The 18,208-nt window shown below is 46.2% G+C and carries 21 protein-coding genes, 1 tRNA gene and 1 riboswitch; of the genes, 4 read left to right on the top strand and 18 right to left on the bottom strand.

The window, feature by feature from the left end; translation table 11 throughout:
• Positions 1-7: 7 nt before the first annotated feature.
• The 5 genes from M654_RS06635 to queG all read right to left on the bottom strand — a co-directional run bounded on the left by M654_RS06635 (position 8) and on the right by queG (position 4,070).
• On the bottom strand, positions 8-718 hold the full coding sequence (locus M654_RS06635) for a polymer-forming cytoskeletal protein (protein WP_026586144.1): 711 nt from the start codon (positions 716-718) through the stop codon (positions 8-10).
• 14 nt (positions 719-732) lie between these two features.
• Entirely contained in the window at positions 733-1,347 is a 615-nt protein-coding gene (locus tag M654_RS06630; protein WP_026586143.1) for a YhbD family protein, read from the bottom strand.
• 85 nt (positions 1,348-1,432) lie between these two features.
• The gene (gene trmL / locus M654_RS06625; protein WP_152520956.1) at positions 1,433-1,915 is read right to left on the bottom strand and encodes a tRNA (uridine(34)/cytosine(34)/5-carboxymethylaminomethyluridine(34)-2'-O)-methyltransferase TrmL; all 483 of its coding nucleotides are present in this window, start codon (positions 1,913-1,915) and stop codon (positions 1,433-1,435) included.
• A gap of 39 nt (positions 1,916-1,954) precedes the next feature.
• Entirely contained in the window at positions 1,955-2,860 is a 906-nt protein-coding gene (locus M654_RS06620; protein ID WP_026586141.1) for an amidase domain-containing protein, read from the bottom strand.
• A 61-nt stretch (positions 2,861-2,921) separates the two neighbouring features.
• Complete coding sequence (gene queG / locus M654_RS06615; RefSeq protein ID WP_026586140.1) at positions 2,922-4,070, bottom strand: tRNA epoxyqueuosine(34) reductase QueG; 1,149 nt, start codon at positions 4,068-4,070, stop codon at positions 2,922-2,924.
• 82 nt (positions 4,071-4,152) lie between these two features.
• Here queG and M654_RS06610 point away from each other — a divergent pair, with 82 nt between their 5' ends.
• A complete protein-coding gene (locus tag M654_RS06610) occupies positions 4,153-4,782 on the top strand; it encodes a hypothetical protein (RefSeq protein ID WP_026586139.1) in 630 nt (209 codons plus the stop codon).
• Between the two features lie 102 nt (positions 4,783-4,884).
• Here the strand turns inward: M654_RS06610 and M654_RS06605 are convergent.
• The 7 genes from M654_RS06605 to M654_RS06575 form a co-directional block, all read right to left on the bottom strand.
• Positions 4,885-4,958, bottom strand: a tRNA-Gly gene (locus M654_RS06605).
• A gap of 135 nt (positions 4,959-5,093) precedes the next feature.
• The gene (gene rpsN / locus M654_RS06600) at positions 5,094-5,363 is read right to left on the bottom strand and encodes a 30S ribosomal protein S14 (RefSeq protein ID WP_026586138.1); all 270 of its coding nucleotides are present in this window, start codon (positions 5,361-5,363) and stop codon (positions 5,094-5,096) included.
• A 103-nt stretch (positions 5,364-5,466) separates the two neighbouring features.
• A complete protein-coding gene (locus M654_RS06595; protein WP_026586137.1) occupies positions 5,467-5,751 on the bottom strand; it encodes a hypothetical protein in 285 nt (94 codons plus the stop codon).
• Positions 5,748-6,656 carry a PqqD family protein gene (locus M654_RS06590; RefSeq protein WP_026586136.1) on the bottom strand — a complete coding sequence of 303 codons (909 nt, stop codon included), beginning with the start codon at positions 6,654-6,656 and terminating at the stop codon, positions 5,748-5,750. Before M654_RS06590 ends, M654_RS06595 begins: the two co-directional genes overlap by 4 nt.
• Positions 6,646-8,115: a hypothetical protein gene (locus M654_RS06585; RefSeq protein ID WP_026586135.1), complete on the bottom strand. Its 1,470-nt coding sequence runs from the start codon at positions 8,113-8,115 to the stop codon at positions 6,646-6,648. Before M654_RS06585 ends, M654_RS06590 begins: the two co-directional genes overlap by 11 nt.
• Positions 8,081-8,827 (bottom strand): ABC transporter ATP-binding protein, encoded by a 747-nt coding sequence (locus M654_RS06580; RefSeq protein WP_026586134.1) that lies wholly within the window; start codon positions 8,825-8,827, stop codon positions 8,081-8,083. The genes M654_RS06585 and M654_RS06580 overlap by 35 nt, the downstream gene beginning before the upstream one ends.
• Before the next feature lie 108 nt (positions 8,828-8,935).
• Positions 8,936-9,145, bottom strand: coding sequence for a hypothetical protein (locus M654_RS06575; RefSeq protein ID WP_026586133.1), 210 nt, complete (start codon positions 9,143-9,145; stop codon positions 8,936-8,938).
• 549 nt (positions 9,146-9,694) lie between these two features.
• On the opposite strand from M654_RS06575, the gene M654_RS06570 reads away from it, so the two are divergent.
• Positions 9,695-9,901 carry a helix-turn-helix transcriptional regulator gene (locus M654_RS06570; protein ID WP_026586132.1) on the top strand — a complete coding sequence of 69 codons (207 nt, stop codon included), beginning with the start codon at positions 9,695-9,697 and terminating at the stop codon, positions 9,899-9,901.
• Complete coding sequence (locus tag M654_RS06565) at positions 9,898-10,353, top strand: DUF2178 domain-containing protein (protein WP_026586131.1); 456 nt, start codon at positions 9,898-9,900, stop codon at positions 10,351-10,353. Before M654_RS06570 ends, M654_RS06565 begins: the two co-directional genes overlap by 4 nt.
• 45 nt (positions 10,354-10,398) lie before the next feature.
• Here the strand turns inward: M654_RS06565 and ssuD are convergent, their stop codons facing one another.
• The 5 genes from ssuD to thiC form a co-directional block, all read right to left on the bottom strand.
• Complete coding sequence (gene ssuD / locus M654_RS06560; protein ID WP_026586130.1) at positions 10,399-11,517, bottom strand: FMNH2-dependent alkanesulfonate monooxygenase; 1,119 nt, start codon at positions 11,515-11,517, stop codon at positions 10,399-10,401.
• Between the two features lie 13 nt (positions 11,518-11,530).
• Entirely contained in the window at positions 11,531-12,307 is a 777-nt protein-coding gene (locus M654_RS06555; RefSeq protein WP_152520986.1) for an ABC transporter permease, read from the bottom strand.
• Between the two features lie 53 nt (positions 12,308-12,360).
• Positions 12,361-13,362: an aliphatic sulfonate ABC transporter substrate-binding protein gene (locus M654_RS06550; RefSeq protein WP_026586128.1), complete on the bottom strand. Its 1,002-nt coding sequence runs from the start codon at positions 13,360-13,362 to the stop codon at positions 12,361-12,363.
• A gap of 18 nt (positions 13,363-13,380) precedes the next feature.
• Positions 13,381-14,148 (bottom strand): ABC transporter ATP-binding protein, encoded by a 768-nt coding sequence (locus M654_RS06545; protein WP_026586127.1) that lies wholly within the window; start codon positions 14,146-14,148, stop codon positions 13,381-13,383.
• Positions 14,149-14,349: 201 nt separating this feature from the next.
• Entirely contained in the window at positions 14,350-16,125 is a 1,776-nt protein-coding gene (gene thiC / locus M654_RS06540; RefSeq protein ID WP_026586126.1) for a phosphomethylpyrimidine synthase ThiC, read from the bottom strand.
• A 140-nt stretch (positions 16,126-16,265) separates the two neighbouring features.
• A riboswitch (TPP riboswitch) is annotated at positions 16,266-16,375 on the bottom strand.
• A 215-nt stretch (positions 16,376-16,590) separates the two neighbouring features.
• On the opposite strand from thiC, the gene M654_RS06535 reads away from it, so the two are divergent.
• Entirely contained in the window at positions 16,591-17,367 is a 777-nt protein-coding gene (locus M654_RS06535; protein WP_026586125.1) for a sporulation protein, read from the top strand.
• Between the two features lie 40 nt (positions 17,368-17,407).
• Here the strand turns inward: M654_RS06535 and aroD are convergent, their stop codons facing one another.
• Positions 17,408-18,175: a type I 3-dehydroquinate dehydratase gene (gene aroD / locus M654_RS06530; RefSeq protein WP_026586124.1), complete on the bottom strand. Its 768-nt coding sequence runs from the start codon at positions 18,173-18,175 to the stop codon at positions 17,408-17,410.
• Positions 18,176-18,208 lie beyond the last annotated feature (33 nt).

The raw sequence follows: 18,208 nt of genomic DNA, 5'->3' as shown, positions 1-18,208 counted from the left end.
ACCTCCGCTATATTTTCTGGCGCTCTCCGACTTTTGCCGATTTTGCCTGTTTGAGGTCTTCCCTGTATTCGATCAGACCGATCTCGCAATTGTCACCGATGATCACGGTATTTCCCCGAACGATTTTCGCCGTCGTGTTGGCAAGTTCAATATGATCGCCTTCAATCAGTTCGGCAGACAATCTCGGCGGAGAAATCAGCGGTGTCAAAAATGACAGCAGTTTTGACTGGTGGGCTGTACAGATGATGCGGCGGCCGCCGATTTCTTTGACTTTGCTTTCCCCTCCGTGAACCTTGATCTCAATTTGTTCGGCATTTAACAGTCCGTCGATTGTAAAGCAGCCTTCGGCTGAAAAATGTTCGACCTCACAGTCCTTGCCGATTGACGCTTTTCCCATGACGATCAGTTCGTCTCCTTTGATATGTCCGCCTAAGCCCGCATATCCGGCGATTTCAACTTTTTCCGCACTGATGTCCTGTTCGACCTTTGCCGAGCCGTCAATGCGCACCGACGACGCCGTTATGCCGCCGTTCAGTTTGGCATGACCGCTGATTTTGACCGTATCGGCTTTTACATTTCCGTTGACGGTCCCGGTGCCGTTGCAGATCAGCCGCTTGCAGTCAATATCACCGTTAACGGTTCCTTTTCCATTTAATTCAACCGATTGAAACGTTCCTCCGCCAGAGCTTCCAAAACCGTTTATGATCAAATTTTCCATTTTCCGCTCCTCCATTACACTAATTTTGTCTTTAATTCTTCGCCCGCAGCTGCCAGATCGATGTCAGCAGCGATTTTCGCAGCCTGTTCAAACACGATGTCGCCTTCGGTGATGAAACATGCAGCAACGCCGAGCTTCCGCAGGACGATCAGTCTGCCCTGATGTTTCGAAGCTTTCGACAAAAGAACATCCAAAACCATTTTTCCTTCCTCAAGGCTGATCTCCCCTGATTGAAGCAAACCTTCCAATACATACACCGCAAGCGCTTCTTTCAGCTCAAAGACTTCAGTTCGTTTATCGGTATTTTCCGTAAAAAATGACATGACCGCATCTGTCACCAGCCCTTTTTCAAGCAATTCACTCTTGGTGACACTTAATTGATCAAGCTTTGGTGAAAACATTTCCGCCAATTCATCAAGCGAAAGGTTTTCTTTCATGCTTTGAATTTTTTCGATTCTCTTCAGAATGTCCTCTTTAGGAAAAAACGTTTCTTGTCCGGTAAACGTCGATTTTCGAATAAACCATTCTTCAGGTATTAAATTTTTCCGTTTCCACCTGTAAAGCTGTCCGTATGATATCGACGTCAAATCAAGCAGTTCTTTTTTTGAAATTAAATCCTCCTGCGCCATTGTCTTCACTCCTTCCGAAACATTGTAACATAACACTGTTACATTATAAAGTAAAAAAAGTGCCCCTTTTCAAAGGGGCATCATCTTATGTTAAATGTCTGTAATTCTGCTGGCGAAGCGCCTCATAGACGAGAATCGCCGCTGTATTTGACAAATTCAGCGATCTGACATGCTCTGTCATCGGCAGACGCAGGCAGCGCTCCATGTTTTGTTCGATTAAATCCTTTGGAAGCCCGTTCGTTTCCCTGCCGAATACGAAAAAATAATCTTCATTTTGGTCTGAATAGTCAAATGATGTGTACGGTTTACGGCCGAACTTCGTAATATAGAAAAATTGCCCTTCGGGATGGGCTGCAAATAATTCCTCCAATGAGTCATGGTAGACGACATTGACGAATTCCCAGTAATCAAGGCCTGCGCGCTTCAGCATTTTGTCATCGGTTGAAAAGCCGAGCGGCCTGATTAAATGAAGCGTTGTATCTGTTGCTGCACAAGTTCGTGCGATATTCCCCGTATTGGCAGGGATTTCCGGTTGATATAATACGACATGCAATGCCAAAATGTTCACCTCTGTTTTTCTCTAATCCGCTGTTTATTATACCACTCTTTACGCTTTTGGCGTATCATCTGCAATGTGAAAAAACGCGTACCGAATCGATGCGGTATATGCGGGCGAATCTTCGTAAGACCAGTACCTCATCCGGCAGTCATGGGTCTGGGCGTTGACAAGCGGCATATTGCTTTTATCCTTTGCCGTGACAATCACCGAATGATCAAACCTTCCGTCACCGTTAAAATCGTAGAAAATCACATCGCCTTCCGTAAGCTCTGCGGCATTTTTCACTTGAACGGAGCGGAGGCCGGCTTTAGAGCGGCTTAAAAACGACCTGAGCGAATTGGCGACGGTCCAGCTGTAGCTCCAGGAATGATTTTGCATCCACCAGCCTGTGCCCCTGTTCGGATAGCCGCGCATCGGCGCACCCCCAGCTCTGAGGCATTGAGAAATAAAATTAGTGCAATTGTCTTCAAAATTTTTATACGCCGGATTTCGTTTGTTCCAAAATGTTTCCGCATACCGGACCGCCGCCAGCCGGTCATATCGGAACGCCCGCCCCAATAATTCGTCCGGCTCTGCACCGGAGCTCCTTTCGCCATCAGGGATAGGCTCAACAGCCGGGCGCGGGACTCCGCAGTCTTTGACCACCATTTGCTCATCCAACAGAGCGCTCCGGTTTTCAACTTGTTCTTCCATATACATATCATCCCCATCTTTGCACAAGTATGCAGTTTGGGTTTGATAGTTTACATGGGCTGCGCCGTCTTCATCAAGCCAATGGTCTTTTATAGCTGCCCGTGTATTCGCTTTAACGATTTGCACCCCGCGCTTTTCGAAAAGCTTCCGCTTGCGTTCGAGAACGTCAAAATCGCCTGTCTCCCGCAAGCTCTCCTCTTCCTTGCCGTTGATGAGATAATTCAGCCTGGCCGTCAGCAATTGTTCGATTGTTTGCTTCAAGGGCTGCACCCCCACATGTTTGTTAAACATTTCTCTTCACAAACATATGTCAGGACAGCCCTTAATTAGTCGCACTCGTTTCCTTTAATAACCCGATGCCTTTTTCGATTTCCGCTTTCGCTTCTTCATCCTGTTCGCGGTTCAGCGCTTTTTCCAGCTCTTCTTTGACATCCACTCCGCCGATTTTTCCGACCGCCCAGGCGGCTGTTCCCCTGATGACCGGGCGCGGATCATTGTGCATGAGGGAGATCAATTCAGGCAGTGCGTCCGTTTCTTTAAAGTGCGCCAGCGCGATGATCGCATTTCGCTGAATCGGCTTTTTCCCTCTCCACGATCCTGCGACATGGCCGAATTTCTCTTTAAATTCGCGATTTGAGATCGTCAAAAGCGGCTTTAAAAGCGGCTTGGCGATCTCAGGATCAGGCTCCATCTCCGGATGAAGGTGAAAATCGACGCCTTTATTTTTCGGACATACCATCTGGCATGTGTCACAGCCGTAGATCCTGTTGCCGATTTTCGTGCGGAACTCATCGGGCAGAAAACCTTTCGTCTGCGTCTGGAAAGAAATGCAGCGCTGCGAGTTGAGCTGCCCGGGATTGACGAGCGCACCAGTCGGGCATGCCTCAATGCACTTGTTGCATGAACCGCATTGGTCTTCTATTCTCTCATCCGGTTCAAACGGGATGTTCGTAATCATTTCCGCCAAATAGACATAGGAGCCGAATTCAGGTGTAATGATCATGCAGTTTTTTCCGCTCCAGCCGATACCGGCGCGCTCGGCGACGGCACGGTCGGACAGCTCTCCCGTATCAACCATTGATTTTGTTCTCACATCGCTGCGCTGCGATTTCAAAAACGCTTCCAGCTGATCGAGCTTTTCCCGCAATACATGGTGGTAGTCTTTTCCCCAGGAAGCTCTGCAAAAGATGCCTCTGCGTTCCCCTTTCGTGCTCCTTGGCGCGTTTTTCATTTTTGAAGGGTATGCAAGCGCAATCGCGATGATCGATTTCGCCTTTGGCAGCAATAGATCGGGATTGGTCCGTTTGTCGAGATCGGGCTCTTCAAAGCCTGATTCATAGCCGAGCGCACGGTTTTCGATTAAACGCTCTTTTAAAGTCGCAAATGTATCGGCGCTTGCAAAACGGATTTTGTCGATTCCGATTTGCTGTGCGAATTGAATGACATCCTGCTTCAGCTTTTTGACATCCATGGGCAGAGCCTCCTTTCTTTGTTTTGGTATTCGCTCACTGTATAATATAAGTGTAACATGATCAGTGGGAGTTGAATTTGAATTGAAGCTAAATGTGCAAATAGATTCCGGCGTTTTAAAGCGCGTTCCTTCATTTAAGGTCGGCGCTGTTTTATATAAAGGAATCCAGATCGCGGACTCTCCGCAAATGTTAAAGGGCCGCCTGCGCCTTTTTCAGGAAGCACTGTTTTTTGATTACGCTGACAGGAGCCTCGAAGATGAACCGGTCAATCAGGAATGGCGGGATACACTGGCCAACCTGAACCCGTCATTTACCGGACGGCAGACAAGCCACACACGGATGCTCACGGATATCCAGCAAAATCGCTATCTTGAACCGGCCGATTCAGCCACCGATTTGAGCCGCTTTTTCTCCTTGAAATATGCGATGCCCGTCCATATTCATGACGCCCGCAATCTAAAGGGGCCGATTCACATCGCCCTCGGCGACAGCAAAACCCTCATAACGGTTTCAGCCGGGGATGAGACTTTCGGGTCGCTTTCGCAATATATCCATCATCACCCTGTCAGCGCGGATACAAAAGACGCCTTGCAGCTCGTCTTCTTCAGACCCTCGGTTTCAAAGAATGAGGCGCACCGGCTCCTAGAAGCTTTGACAAAAATGTTTGAACAAATTCACGGCGGAGAACACGTCTCAGCGGTCTCTCCGTAAAAGCTTGCTTTCTTAGAGGGCAAGTCTTTTTTGTCATACATGAAAAAACGCAATGCTTCGTTTAATCTAAGAAACGAAACACTGCGTTATAAACAGTATGTATGGAGCGGGTGATGGGAATCGAACCCACGACATCAGCTTGGAAGGCTGAGGTTTTACCACTAAACTACACCCGCATCAGATCTTCAATAAACAGATCATCGTTTTGACTTTTATAATGTTACATGTTTATTAAATTTTCGTCAAGGGGATATTAAAAATTTGTCGAAAAAAAACGCCGAAAACAATCGGCGGTTTTTTTCCTCTTATTTTTACCAGCTTGACTTTTTCACACCTGGAAGGTGTCCCTTATAGGCCAATTCTCGAAACGCAATCCTCGACATGTTGAACTTCCTCATATATCCTCTCGGCCTGCCGGTGATCTCACAGCGGTTATGCAGCCTTGACGGGGCAGAATCGCGAGGAAGTTTGGCGAGCGCCCTGTAATCGCCTTTTGCTTTTAGCTCTTTCCTGATGGCCGCATATTGCTCAACCAGCTTTTGCCGCTTTTTTTCCTTAGCAATCTTTGATTTTTTAGCCACTTTTGCACCCACCTTTCGTAAATCGTAATTATTTCGATTTAAATTTATCATATCTCCCATTCGGATGCAAACAAAAAAGCCTGCTCAAGCAGGCAAGCTTTTTTTAAGATCCTTTCTTTTTTTGCTGATGCAGAAAAGAAACCGCGGCGGTGATGACGAAGATGCCGATAAACAGTCCAATCATAATAAAAAAGAAGTTCGGTTTCACCTGAAATGAAAAAGAAGAATCATTTTCCATGACAAACGACAAGCTGTTAAACAAAATGTCGTTACTCGTTTGATTTGAAAACAGATGATAAAACAACAGCGCAACAGACAACATCGGAAACGCCAGGAAACTTGAGAAACTGGCAAATATCAATCCCTGTTTCAAAACGTTTGCATTCATGATGATTTCCCCCCAATTCCTCTGATCAATAGCTGTTTCATGATCGACTTCCCGTCCCCCATAAATGGAAGCAGATACATCATATGCAAAGCATACGTTGAAAAGAACAGAAGCACGCCGACAGAAACTATGTTTTCCTGAAGGAAAAAGATTGTAAACAGCACCCCGGCCAAGCCTAAAAGCCCCGGGGCAAGCGGTCCCAGCGCCGTAATCCAGATCATCTTTCCATCATACGGGTTTGTCACCGGCCTGATAAACTTAACGGACATCATATCCGCGGCCAGATACCCTCCCGCCTGCTGCTTTCCGGCGAGCTTCCGGTGTGCGACGCCGTGCGCCACTTCATGAAGCGCAGTTCCCGTAATCAGCCCGAAATAAATGACGGAAAAGTAAACGGCGATGCCGATGATCGAACCATCGGGAACCGCAACAAATGCCGCACACGAGAGCAACAGAAAGATCAGCCAGAACACGATGATCTTCTTGGAGATGATTTGCAGAAACTTGATGTACAAAAACAGAAATGAAGCAGACCGGCTGGAAAACCTCTCTCTGTAGCGAATATGGTACTGGCTGAAAAATTGACAGACAAACCCTTGAAAAGACGGGCGCTCCCCGTATTTCCAATTGATTAAATAGCGGCGGTTCAGCCCCGAGAGAAGCTCGTGCAAATCTTTCAACAAGACATCCTCGCCGATCTGAAACACACCCGAAAGAGCGGCTGCTATCTCCTCTTCATCTTTTTTTCCGTCGACTTCCTTCAGCATTTGATAAGCTGTCGGGTTAATGGGAAAATCCGCACCGAGGTCATGATCGGAAATATGCTTTTGCTCAAGCGTCACATGCTCCGGAAAATAGGGGATTTTTTTCACTCTGAACAACGATTTCAACATGTCAATGATCATAATGGTACCTCCATTTGAACCCTCCGTATAAAAGCAGGATCAGCACCAGCTCCAGACACGGGATGAGAAACAGCAAGCCTTGCCCGGAGATTTTATCAATGGCATAATTCCCGATGAAAAACAGCGGAATTAAACAGAGAAGCAGCATCCCAAACGAAAAGATTCCCATATAAGGATTATGTCGATCAAGCGGAAAGATAATGCCCGCCAAGTAAAACATGGCAATCGAGTTTAAAAGGACGCCAAGCGTCTGCAAAAAGACCGGAAAGCTCTCCGGAAACGTCCATGTCAGCAAGGAAAACAAGCAAAGCTGCAGCAGGCCGAGCACGCATAACCCGAGATATTTCGACCATAAAACCGCCGCCATCTTCAAATGAAGCGACTTGTAGACCGCGAGCATCTTCATATCATTGCCAAAGGAATTAAATGCGATGATACCGGTAACACCCCCGAGAACCGCATAACTCTCCCCTGTAAAACCAAATTGAAATCTGTATTTTAAAAAGCATAAAGCCAAAAGCAAAAAAATGAAATTGAGCATATTTTCTTCATTTCTGGCTTGGGTTTTGATTTCTTTCACCATCAGACTCAACGGTTTTGATGACGGGATTTTAATAAATGAAAACAGCTTGGATGATTTTTTTTCAGTGAGGATCGGTACAAAATTCAGCGACAGAAAAGAACCCGCTACAGCGGCTGCCAAGATCATCACGATCGGAATGAACGCTGCATCTATCGCCTGACCGTTCAACAATAGAAACAAGGGCGCAGCAAAATAGGTCAGGTTATAATCAAAGGATGCATAAGCATTCTGAATGTTTGCCAGATCAAATTGAGTCATGGCGTAAAACACAGCCAATACGACGAGTACAAACAGTGAAAAGAACTTCTGAAGCGGAAAACCGAATTTGAGAATGATGATGTAAACCAAGTGATAGACAAGGTTGAGCAGTGAAAAGAAAAAGATGATCTGCACGAACAGCACCGCAAAAAATGAAAACGCAAACCAGAAGCCGACACCGCTCGCCATAAAATTCGGTATCAGCAAAACCAACATGAAAAATAAGACAAGAAATGAAACTGCTCCGGCAAACGGAATATAGTAGCCGAGGCTTCTTTCGAAAGCCGTCAGCGGAAACCAGCTGAGCTGCATCGAAAAGCTGTGCTGCTCCGGCGTCCTCACCTTAAACAAAATGAAGAACACAAAGGTGAAAATCGAGGCGTTCATATACATCGAAATCACAAACAACCCGAGAGATCGAACATCGCCATTTAAAAATGAACTCAAAAACATGCCGGTAAAGCTATACCCGATGATGGCACCCATACTGATGGCCAAAAGCAAAAACAGCGCGGCCATTCCTTTTTTCGTCCCGGTATTTAAGAGTTTGCCCATTTCCTTCTGCCACATTTTCAGCATCATTTTAGAAATTTCGAATGATTTGATCAAAATGCGCACCCCTATCACTCAGCATCGAAGCTTTTAAAAACACTTCTTCCAGTGAATCGCTGTTATATTTACGCTTTAATTGTTCGACTTTTCCTTCGTCCATTTTGATTCCTTTTGAAAGAATTGCGATTTTATCGCATAATTCTTCGGCAGAAAGCATGTCATGCGTCGAAAGGAGAATCGATCCTTGTGTGTCTGCAAAGCGCTTCATCAATTTCTTTGTATTGATGACCGCTTCAATATCAAGTCCCCGAAACGGTTCATCCATGATGACAAATTCGCTCTCCAGCATAAACGCTGCGATCAGCTGCGTCTTTTTTTTCATTCCGTGTGAATACGTTTCGATCGGTTCCTTCAATGCTGCTTCCATATCAAAAAGCTCAATTAATTGTTTCCGCTTCTCTTTTGATGTACAATTATACATTGAAGAAACAAAATCCAAATATTCCGCGGCTGAAAGGGCATCCGGCAAAAGGAGTTCATCGGGAACATACGCGAGTTTTTGCTTGAATTCCGCCGATGTGTTCGGCAGGTCATCCAGCTGAATGGTTCCTTCACTTGGCGTAATGATCCCTAAAACGGCATTAATGATCGTCGTCTTCCCTGAACCGTTCGGACCAGCGATCGCGACAATTTGATTTTTTTCAATTTTTATATGAAACCCGCTAACGGCAGTCACATTGTTTTTATATGTTTTAGACAGATGATCTATTATAAACATAATGCCTCCAGGGTAATATAAATGGTAGGGAGGACTTAACCGCCCCCCACAGACGGATAAGTCCCGGTAAAGTTATGTCTTTTGATGTGAACAGATACGTAAGTATAGCTACCTACATTCAATTTTGACCTGCAAACCGCTGACCCATTTGACGGATCCCGTGAAGCTGCCGTGGCCGTTAGCGAGACACCATACCGCCGCGCCGAGCACAACAGTTGCACCAAGAGCCAATAGGACCGCAATAAACACTAGGAACCAAGCCTGGTCTTCAATCGCCGGATTGACAGAATAATCAACCTGCGGAGCTGCGTATGTCATTTTTCCCCCTCCTTTCTATCAAGTAACCAAAGCGTAACATACCCAAATTCATACTGAAATCTATGAATTTTCCTATTTCACAAACACTACCTTCCAACTATTTATTTAAACACGACCCTCTTTTCCCAACCATTGTCCTATTCATATCCTCTGTAATCAGACTTCTTCCCGCATATGACTCTAGTATGTCTGCCACATGGTCAATTTATCTCAATTTTCAACCTTTTTCGCTTTTCTTTCCTTTGTTCAATCAAACAGGCTGTTTTCTAGCATAGTAGGAAATAAGGAGCAGAAAATAAGGCGCATCCCCATCCGCAATCAAAACAATAAAATAACCATAAAGACCCTATTTCCCAAGCCTTAGATGGTTCTATTTTATCTATTCCATTTTTGTTAATTTTATGTATAAATTTAAATATTACGGTTGCACATCTTCCAAACCTAGATCAAAAGATGTTGATTCCATTGTAAAATTGATTTAACATTATGTCTAGTCTATTTAACAATATGTCAAATATACTATATAAACGAAGAATTGCAGGTGGTAAGATGAACAACAGAGTCAGAGAGCTGAGGGCCAGATACGGATATTCACAAGAAGGGCTGGCAAAAGCTGTCGGGGTCACGAGACAAACCGTAGCGGCGATTGAAAAAGGCAATTACATACCATCGCTCCTATTGGCATTGAAAATTTGCGAGGAGTTTCAATTAAAAATGGAAGATGTCTTTTGGTTAGAGGAGGGAAAAACTGAATGAATATGAAAACGAGGACCCTTTTTCACATTGTGCTTTTCGGACTGGCATGCTGGACGTTTATCACGTTTTTTAAAGCAGCTGAACAAATTGCCAGAAGCCTGAAAACAAGCGATTCTGAACTGTATTTTGTTTTTAACCCGATTCCCATCCTTCTGTTTGCTGCGGTCCTTGCGGTCTACTCTTATTTGGAGAAAAAAGGCTCCCGCAAACAAAACCTTCTATCCATCCCGGACGAATTTAAGGAACAGGATGAAAGGGAGCAGATGATCACCGCCAAAGCGTGCCGCACTTCTTATATCGTCCTGTATTTCGCAATGCCTGTCGCAGCGCTCGCGATGATTTTTTATCCGTTTATTCAAGCCGATATCCCGTACTTTCCGATCATCGTCATCTTCGTGTTGATCGTCATTCAGCACTTGTCATATATGCTGTCATTTCAAAAACATAAATAATATCAAAAACTCCAGCAGCCTGGAGTTTTTTTGGTGCACGAATTTTCATTGTGTCTGTGACGGAAAGCGGTCATTTCCTATGGCTTCGCCGACAGCTGCTTTTCCACGCTTCACCCGAAATGGCAGCAAAGGAAAAACAAGCTCTGCAAAATGGTATGCTTCTTCAAGATGTGGATATCCCGAAAAAATGAACGTCTCAATGCCAAGATCGGCATATTCTTTTATCTTGCTGGCTACCGTTTTGGGGTCACCGACAAGCGCCGTCCCGGCTCCGTCTCTGACAAGGCCGATTCCCGCCCAGAGATTAGGGCTGATTTCGAGATTGTTTTTGCTGCCGCGATGGAGCTCAACCATTCTCCGCTGTCCTGTTGAATCCATGCGGCTCATTACCTTTTGAGCAGTATGAATTGTTTCCTCATCCAAGCGGCTGATCAGTTTGTCTGCCGCTTGCCAAGCCTCTTTTTCGCTTTCTCTTACAATGACATGCAGCCGAATACCAAAACGAACGGTCCGACCTTCTTTTTTAGCCAGCTCCGTAACGGATCGAATTTTTTCTTTTACGAGAAATGGCGGCTCGCCCCATGTTAAATAAACATCCGCATGCTTTGCCGCAGTCTCCTGTCCCGCTTTAGACGACCCGCCAAAATAGATTGGCGGATGCGGATTTTGAACCGGTTCAAACAACAAATGCCCATTTTCCGACCGAAGGTGCTTCCCATTGTAGTTCACGACCATCCCTTTTAAGAAGGAACGCCATATTTCCAAAAATTCATTTGCCGCTTCATACCGTTCATCATGACTGATAAAAAGGCCGTCTCCCGCCAGCTCATACGGATCTCCGCCGGCAACTACGTTGACAAGAAGCCGCCCTTCTGAAAGGCGGTCAAGTGTGGAGGACATCCGTGCAGCGACAGAAGGCTGCATTAAACCAGGCCTGAGGGCAACTAAAAATTTCAAGTCGTTCGTGACAGCGGCTAAAGCGGCCGCTGTTATCCACGGATCTTCGCACGATTTCCCTGTCGGCAGGAGAACACCCGTATACCCTAGTCTGTCCGCCGCTTGGGCCACCTGCTTAAAATAAGTGTAGTCAGCAGCTCTGCCGCCCGCTTTTGTACCGAGATAATGTCCGTCACCATGTGTAGGAATAAACCATAAAATGTCCAAACCAATCTCTCCTTTACTTATGATTTCCTTGATAGCTGCTTCTCCATTTCAAGGCTTTTCTTTCCAATACTTTGACAAGAGAATCCGTTAATTTACCGACAGCTGCGAAAATCAAAATTCCGACAAACACTCGGTCAGTCTGCGAAAATTGTCTGGCATCCATGATCATATATCCGACTCCTGCGCTTGACCCCATAAGCTCGGCAACAACAAGGCCAAGCCAAGATACACCGAGAGACAAGCGTATTCCTAAAAGGATATTTGGAAGTGAAGCGGGGAGAATCAGCTTTGTCACCTGTTTAAACCAATGAAACTCCAGAACCCTTGCGACATCGAACAGCTTTAAATCCACTCCCCTGATCCCTGAAAATGTATTGATATAAACCGGAAAAAAAGCGCCCAAAGCAATCAGCAAAACCTTTGATATCTCATCAAATCCAAACCATAAAATAAACAATGGCGTAACCGCCAGATGAGGGACGGTTCTGAGCATTTGCAGAGACGGATCCAGAAAATCTTCCGCTGCCTTTGAGAAACCAATCGTAAGCCCCAGCACAAGACCGAGTCCGGCCCCCAGAAAAAACCCGAGAGCTGCCCGTTGAATACTGATGCCGATATGGGTAAAAAACTCTCCGGCAGCGATGAGGTCTCCGAATGTCAGCAATATATCAAGAGGCGCGGGGAGCACGGTTTTTGATATCAAGCCAAGTGTACCAGCCAACTGCCACAATAAGATGATGATAACTGGCAGTACAAAACCTTTTCCCTTTGTAAAGACAGCTGTATTCAGCTTGTGTTTAGCTGCTTTTGATTTTAATACCGCAGCATTCGGCGAAACTGTCTTCAATCTTGTTTCCCTCCTTCACTAGTCACCTTTTGCGCTTCTTCAATGAATGAGTTGTCAAACACTTTTCTTACGTCAATCTTTTTGTTGATCGCTTTTAATCTATATTGAAAATCGGCTGTCTCCTGCTGTGTTTTGACGATGTTTTCACTGATGGGTTCATTTAATGGTTCAGTGTTTTTCAATACGTTTTCAACGACTTCTTTGTCGATGTTTTTAATTTTCGAATAGGTTTCAACCGCTTCTTTTTTATGGCTCTTCTGCCACTTCACCGCTTTGTCGTACACCTCCAGAAAGCGGACCACTTCTTCCGGATGCCGATCGGCAAATTCGCTCCGCACAAGCGTAAATCCGGGAGAATAACGGTTGATTGTTTCCCCGTCAACCAAAATGTCGGCATCGCTTTTGATCGTTTTTAGCGAAAGGAACGGTTCCCAAATCGACCATGCATCAACAGCTCCACTCTCAAAAGCGGGCATCGCTTCATCCGGCTGAAGCTGAATGACGTTGACATCAGAAGGCTTCAAGCCCGCCTTGTCAAAGGCTTGATACAGAAAATCAAAACCGCTGCTTCCTTTGGCAACCGCCACCTTCTTTCCTTTCAAGTCTTTAATATTTTTTATACCGCTCCCTTTTTTAACGAGGATGCCGTTTGCCTTTAATCCATCCTGTGAAAGGGCGATTTCCTTAAAGTTAATCCCTGCCGCCTGTCCTGCGATCACCGGCGAATTCCCCACCTGGGAAAAATCAATTTTGGCAGCGGCGATCCCTTCAAACTGAGGCGGACCACTTTGAAACTCCGTCCATTTGACTTTAATTCCTTCTTCGGCAAACTCCTTTTCAAACCAGCCTTTTTCTTTTGCTAACAGCAAAGGGCTTAAACTTTGCTGTACACCGATGCGAATTTCTTTCAAATTGTTTCCGCTCTCGTTTGATTCTGTTGCTGAGCAGCCCGTGAGCAGCATAAATAAGCCCACCATATATACCTTCATTTGTTTCACCAGATCCCATCCTTTCTGTCAAATCCCCGAGCCTTCTTGAAAACTGTACTCTTCCGTTTTTTCAAATTCTTTGAGTACTTTTTGTCTGATGGACTGAAAAACGGGTGATGTTCTATTACGAGGAAAAGGCAAATCAACCGGAATCAGCTTGTGGATTCTTCCCGGCCTTGCGGTGAAGACCGCTATCCGGTTGGCTAAATACACGGACTCGTCAATATCATGGGTCACCAGGATCATCGTCATTTTTTTCTCTCGCCATATCTCTGTCAGCACATCCTGCAAATGCTTTCTCGTAAATGCGTCCAAAGCGCCAAAAGGTTCATCGAGCAAAAGAACCTCCGGCTCCCTCAGCAATGCTCTGGCAATGGCAACCCTTTGTGCCATCCCGCCGGAAAGCTCGCGCGGATACAGTTTCTCAGCACCTTTTAGCCGTACGGTTTCAATCCATTCATCGACTTTTTTTCTAACGGATGTTTCTTTTAGGCTTAAATCTGCGGCAATATTTTGCTCAACCGTCATCCACGGAAAAAGTCGATGTTCTTGAAATATAAAGCCTTGACGAATCCCCGGGGACGTTATTTCCCTGCCATTCATGCTGATTCTGCCATCATAATCCCGGTCCAGGCCGGCAATGATTTTCAGCAGTGTACTTTTGCCGCAGCCGCTTGGTCCGATAACGGTAAGAAATTCTCCGCTATCGACTGCAAGCTTAACACCTTGAAGCGCGTTGGCTTTCCGGCCGCCGCTTGCAAACATTTTTTCGTTTACACGAATTGATAAAGACATCATATTCCCCGCTTTCTTTGCAGAATAAAATAAAAAGCTCTTATCCCAAACGAGATAAGAGCCTTCGGTTGACCGATCAGCGCTGATAGAACTTTCCTAAATATTACATAATATACTAATTCATATTATTCCGACCTGTCAACCCTATTTTATAAAAAAACAGATGAAAGGTTCCCCCTTCATCTGTCCATGACCTTGTATTTAGCTGTAAATTTGACCGCCGGCCTTTTTAAATTCCTTCGCCTTCTCTTCAAGTCCTTTTTCAATCGCCGCTTCTTCATCAAGGTTGTTTTCCTTGGCGTAGTCGCGAATATCCTGGGAGATCCTCATGCTGCAAAACTTCGGCCCGCACATCGAGCAAAAATGCGCCGTCTTTGCCCCTTCAGCGGGGAGTGTCTCATCGTGAAACGCAAGCGCTCTTTCCGGATCAAGTGAGAGGTTGAACTGATCGCGCCAGCGAAATTCAAAGCGCGCTTTCGACAACGCATCATCGCGAATCTGTGCGCCGGGATGCCCTTTGGCGAGATCAGCCGCATGGGCCGCGATTTTATATGTAATGACCCCTTCGCGGACGTCATCTTTATTCGGAAGCCCGAGATGTTCTTTCGGCGTGACATAGCAAAGCATCGCCGTTCCATACCAGCCGATCATCGCCGCTCCGATCGCCGATGTAATATGATCATACCCCGGGGCGATATCTGTCGTCAGCGGCCCGAGTGTATAAAATGGCGCCTCCTTGCATATCTCCATCTGCTTATCGACGTTTTCTTTAATTTTGTGCATCGGCACATGCCCCGGCCCTTCGATCATTACCTGAACGTCATGCTTCCAGGCGATTTCCGTCAGCTCGCCAAGCGTTTCCAATTCGGCAAATTGCGCTTCATCATTGGCATCCGCAATCGAACCCGGTCGAAGGCCGTCTCCAAGTGAAAACGCGATATCATACGCTTTCATAATTTCGCATATCTCTTCAAAATGTGTGTAAAGAAAGCTTTCTTCATGATGGGCGAGACACCACTGCGCCATGATCGCCCCGCCGCGGGAAACGATTCCTGTGACACGCTTTGCCGTCAGCGGCACATAGTGGAGCCGGACACCGGCATGAATCGTAAAATAATCGACGCCCTGCTCAGCTTGTTCAATCAATGTGTCGCGGTAAACATCCCACGTCAAATCTTCAGCGACGCCGTTTACTTTTTCAAGCGCCTGATAGATCGGCACTGTTCCGACGGGCACAGGGCAGTTGCGGATAATCCATTCCCTTGTCGTGTGAATATCCTTTCCTGTGGACAGATCCATCATGGTATCGGCCCCCCAGCGGATCGCCCACGTCATTTTTTCCACTTCTTCTTCAATCGAGGATGTGACGGCGGAATTGCCGATATTTGCATTGATTTTCACATGGAAATTCCGGCCGATGATCATCGGCTCGCTTTCCGGATGATTGATGTTTGCCGGGATGATCGCCCGGCCGCTCGCCACTTCGTCGCGGACAAACTCGGGAGATACATGCTCGCGAATGGCGATAAACTCCATTTCAGGAGTGATGATCCCCTTTCTCGCATAATGAAGCTGAGTGACATTTTGTCCTTTTTTGGCGCGCAGCGGTTTTCTTTTCAGCCCCGGATAGCTGTGATTCGCCTGCTTCCCGCTTTTATAGCCGTTATCCTCAGGCTTCACTTCCCGTCCCTCATATTCCTCAGTATCGCCGCGCTCTTTGATCCAGGCTGAGCGCAAAGGCTTAAGCCCTTTTAGAATATCAACTTCCGCATGTTCATCCGTATAAGGACCGCTCGTGTCATATACGCGCACAGGCTGATTTTCTTCTTCTCCAAATGATCCCGTCGTAGAACTCAAGGCGATTTCTCTCATCGGCACCTGAATGTCAGGCCGGGACCCTGCGACATAGACCTTTCGGCTTCCAGAAAAGCTTGACATCAACTTAATGTTTTTTTGCTGCACTGACTCTTGTTTCATGTGTACATTCCTTCCCCTCTTTAAAAAAGATCTTAGACGAAACTCCAGAATAGCACCAGCACAAAAAAACCAGGCACATTGATGAACCTGGTTTTACAGTCAGTAAAATCCGCAGATGAACGTCTGATCTCCCGACATCTGCAAACACCTTTTTACTTCCCCACGCTGGTACGAACCAGATCAGGTCCAAAGGGTTAAGAAACCCGGTCGTTTCTCTCTCAGCCCATACAGGGCACCCCTAGTAAAGCTATTCATTTCTTCATTATGGTAGCATATCCAGTGATTGATGGAAAGGTGAAGTTTGAACCGATTTAAGCCTATGAAAGTTTCCGCTTTTTTTAAGAGACTCCCGTTTTTTAGCTTCGAAAAGACAAAGGACCTATTGATTTCAAAATAAAATGAATCTTTCGCCCTGTGTAAAACGTATTCATTTCTTGTACGACAATAATAGGAGGAATGGTAAACATGTCTTTTTTGAAAAAGCTTGCAGCAAGCGCCGGGATCGGTTCAGCGAAAGTGAATACGATTCTGGACAAGAGCGCATATCGCCCGGGAGAACGGGTGAGCGGAACCGTTCATGTTAAAGGCGGCAATGTTGAACAGCACATCAGGTATATCGATTTATTGCTCGAGACGGAATATCTCGTCGTCAAGAAAGACGAAAAACATTGGAAAAACGCTACCATTGAATCCCACCGCGTGACAGATGCCTTTACAATCAAAACCGGTGAAGAACGGGAATTTTCTTTCTCATTCATTCTTCCGCTTGACACGCCGATTACGATAAAAGGAGCTAAAGTGTTCTTATTGACCGACCTGGACATACAAGGCGGGATTGACAAATCGGATGATGATCATCTCTTCGTTAAACCACATCCGTGGGTTCACAGTATTTTAGAAACGGTTGAAAGCCTCGGATTCCGGCTTCATGAGGCGGACTGTGAGCAAGCATCATATTTCAGAAAGCGTTTGCCTTTCGTCCAGGAATTCGAATTTGTGCCGGTCACACCGCACTATCGTCAGCTGCTGGATGAAGTGGAGCTCGTTTTTCTTGTGCAGGAGGACGGGGTGGATGTGATCATCGAAGTGGACCGCCGCGCAAGAGGAATGCGGGGCTGGCTGGAAGAAATGTATAACGGCGATGAAGAGGTCTGTCGCCTCCATTTTGACGAATCAGAGCTCAAGGATAAAGGAGAGCTTGCAGAGGTGCTGAAGGACATCATTGAACAATGCGCCAAATAGATTGAAGGAGCCGGCTCACACAAGCCGGCTCCTTTTGCAGTCATGACAAATTGTCGTGCAAAACGCCAATGATCCGCCTCAGATCGGCGGCGGCGAGTTGCCCCGGTGCAGAGGCCTTCTTGGCCGCCCCGAATGTCATCGCCGAGCCAAACACCTCTCCGGCCAGACGGCTGATGACACCTTTTCCAGCCATTGACATCGTGATTATGGGCCGCTTCGCGTAGTGCTCATTCATCAAATAAGTCGCTTCAAGCAATTTCAGCACATCAGCCGGTGTTTCAGGCATCACAGCAATTTTTGGCAGATCCGCGCCCAGCTCTTGCGCTTTCTTCAAGCGGGAAATCATTTCTTCAACGGACGGTGTTTTCTCAAAATCATGGTTGGAAATGATGACAGACACATCTTTCGCCTGTGCGGCTTCCACCAGCGCTTTCACGTCGCGTTCCTCATAAAACAGCTCGATATCGATCACATCGGCAAGCCCTGTGTTGACAACCGCCTGATTTAAAGAAACATAATATTCCCGGCCGACTTCCTTTTCCCCGCCTTCCCTTGCACTGCGGAAAGTAAAGATGAGCGGCATGTCGTGCAAAAGAGCGCGGATTTCCGCCAAAGCCTCCGCGATCTTCTCAACGTCTTCAACACCTTCAAAAAAATCCGCCCGCCACTCGGCAACATCCGCATCAAGCGTCTTGATGTGTGCCGCTTCTTCTTTCAATTGCGCAAGCGTTTTTCCGACGAGAGGCACACAGATTTTCGGCGCTCCTTCTCCAAAGGTAACCCCTTTGACCTTCACCAGTTTCTTCACTTGTTTCAGCTCCTCTATGTCCGGGAAATCTCA

It is taken from the genome of Bacillus sp. NSP9.1 (assembly GCF_000465465.2).
Taxonomy (GTDB): Bacteria; Bacillota; Bacilli; order Bacillales; family Bacillaceae; genus Bacillus; species Bacillus sonorensis_A.
Note: the sequence above shows the minus strand (reverse complement) of the source record. Positions and strands in the feature narration are given on the sequence as shown.

Coding starts and splice junctions, on each gene's coding strand:
- M654_RS06580 (WP_026586134.1), bottom strand. CDS start 8,827: ATGTTTATAATAGATCATCTGTCTAAAACATATAAAAACAATGTGACT.
- M654_RS06535 (WP_026586125.1), top strand. CDS start 16,591: ATGTCTTTTTTGAAAAAGCTTGCAGCAAGCGCCGGGATCGGTTCAGCG.
- thiC (WP_026586126.1), bottom strand. CDS start 16,125: ATGAAACAAGAGTCAGTGCAGCAAAAAAACATTAAGTTGATGTCAAGC.
- M654_RS06590 (WP_026586136.1), bottom strand. CDS start 6,656: ATGATCATTGACATGTTGAAATCGTTGTTCAGAGTGAAAAAAATCCCC.
- M654_RS06570 (WP_026586132.1), top strand. CDS start 9,695: ATGAACAACAGAGTCAGAGAGCTGAGGGCCAGATACGGATATTCACAA.
- M654_RS06545 (WP_026586127.1), bottom strand. CDS start 14,148: ATGTCTTTATCAATTCGTGTAAACGAAAAAATGTTTGCAAGCGGCGGC.
- M654_RS06630 (WP_026586143.1), bottom strand. CDS start 1,347: ATGGCGCAGGAGGATTTAATTTCAAAAAAAGAACTGCTTGATTTGACG.
- M654_RS06595 (WP_026586137.1), bottom strand. CDS start 5,751: ATGAATGCAAACGTTTTGAAACAGGGATTGATATTTGCCAGTTTCTCA.
- M654_RS06565 (WP_026586131.1), top strand. CDS start 9,898: ATGAATATGAAAACGAGGACCCTTTTTCACATTGTGCTTTTCGGACTG.
- M654_RS06635 (WP_026586144.1), bottom strand. CDS start 718: ATGGAAAATTTGATCATAAACGGTTTTGGAAGCTCTGGCGGAGGAACG.
- M654_RS06575 (WP_026586133.1), bottom strand. CDS start 9,145: ATGACATACGCAGCTCCGCAGGTTGATTATTCTGTCAATCCGGCGATT.
- queG (WP_026586140.1), bottom strand. CDS start 4,070: ATGGATGTCAAAAAGCTGAAGCAGGATGTCATTCAATTCGCACAGCAA.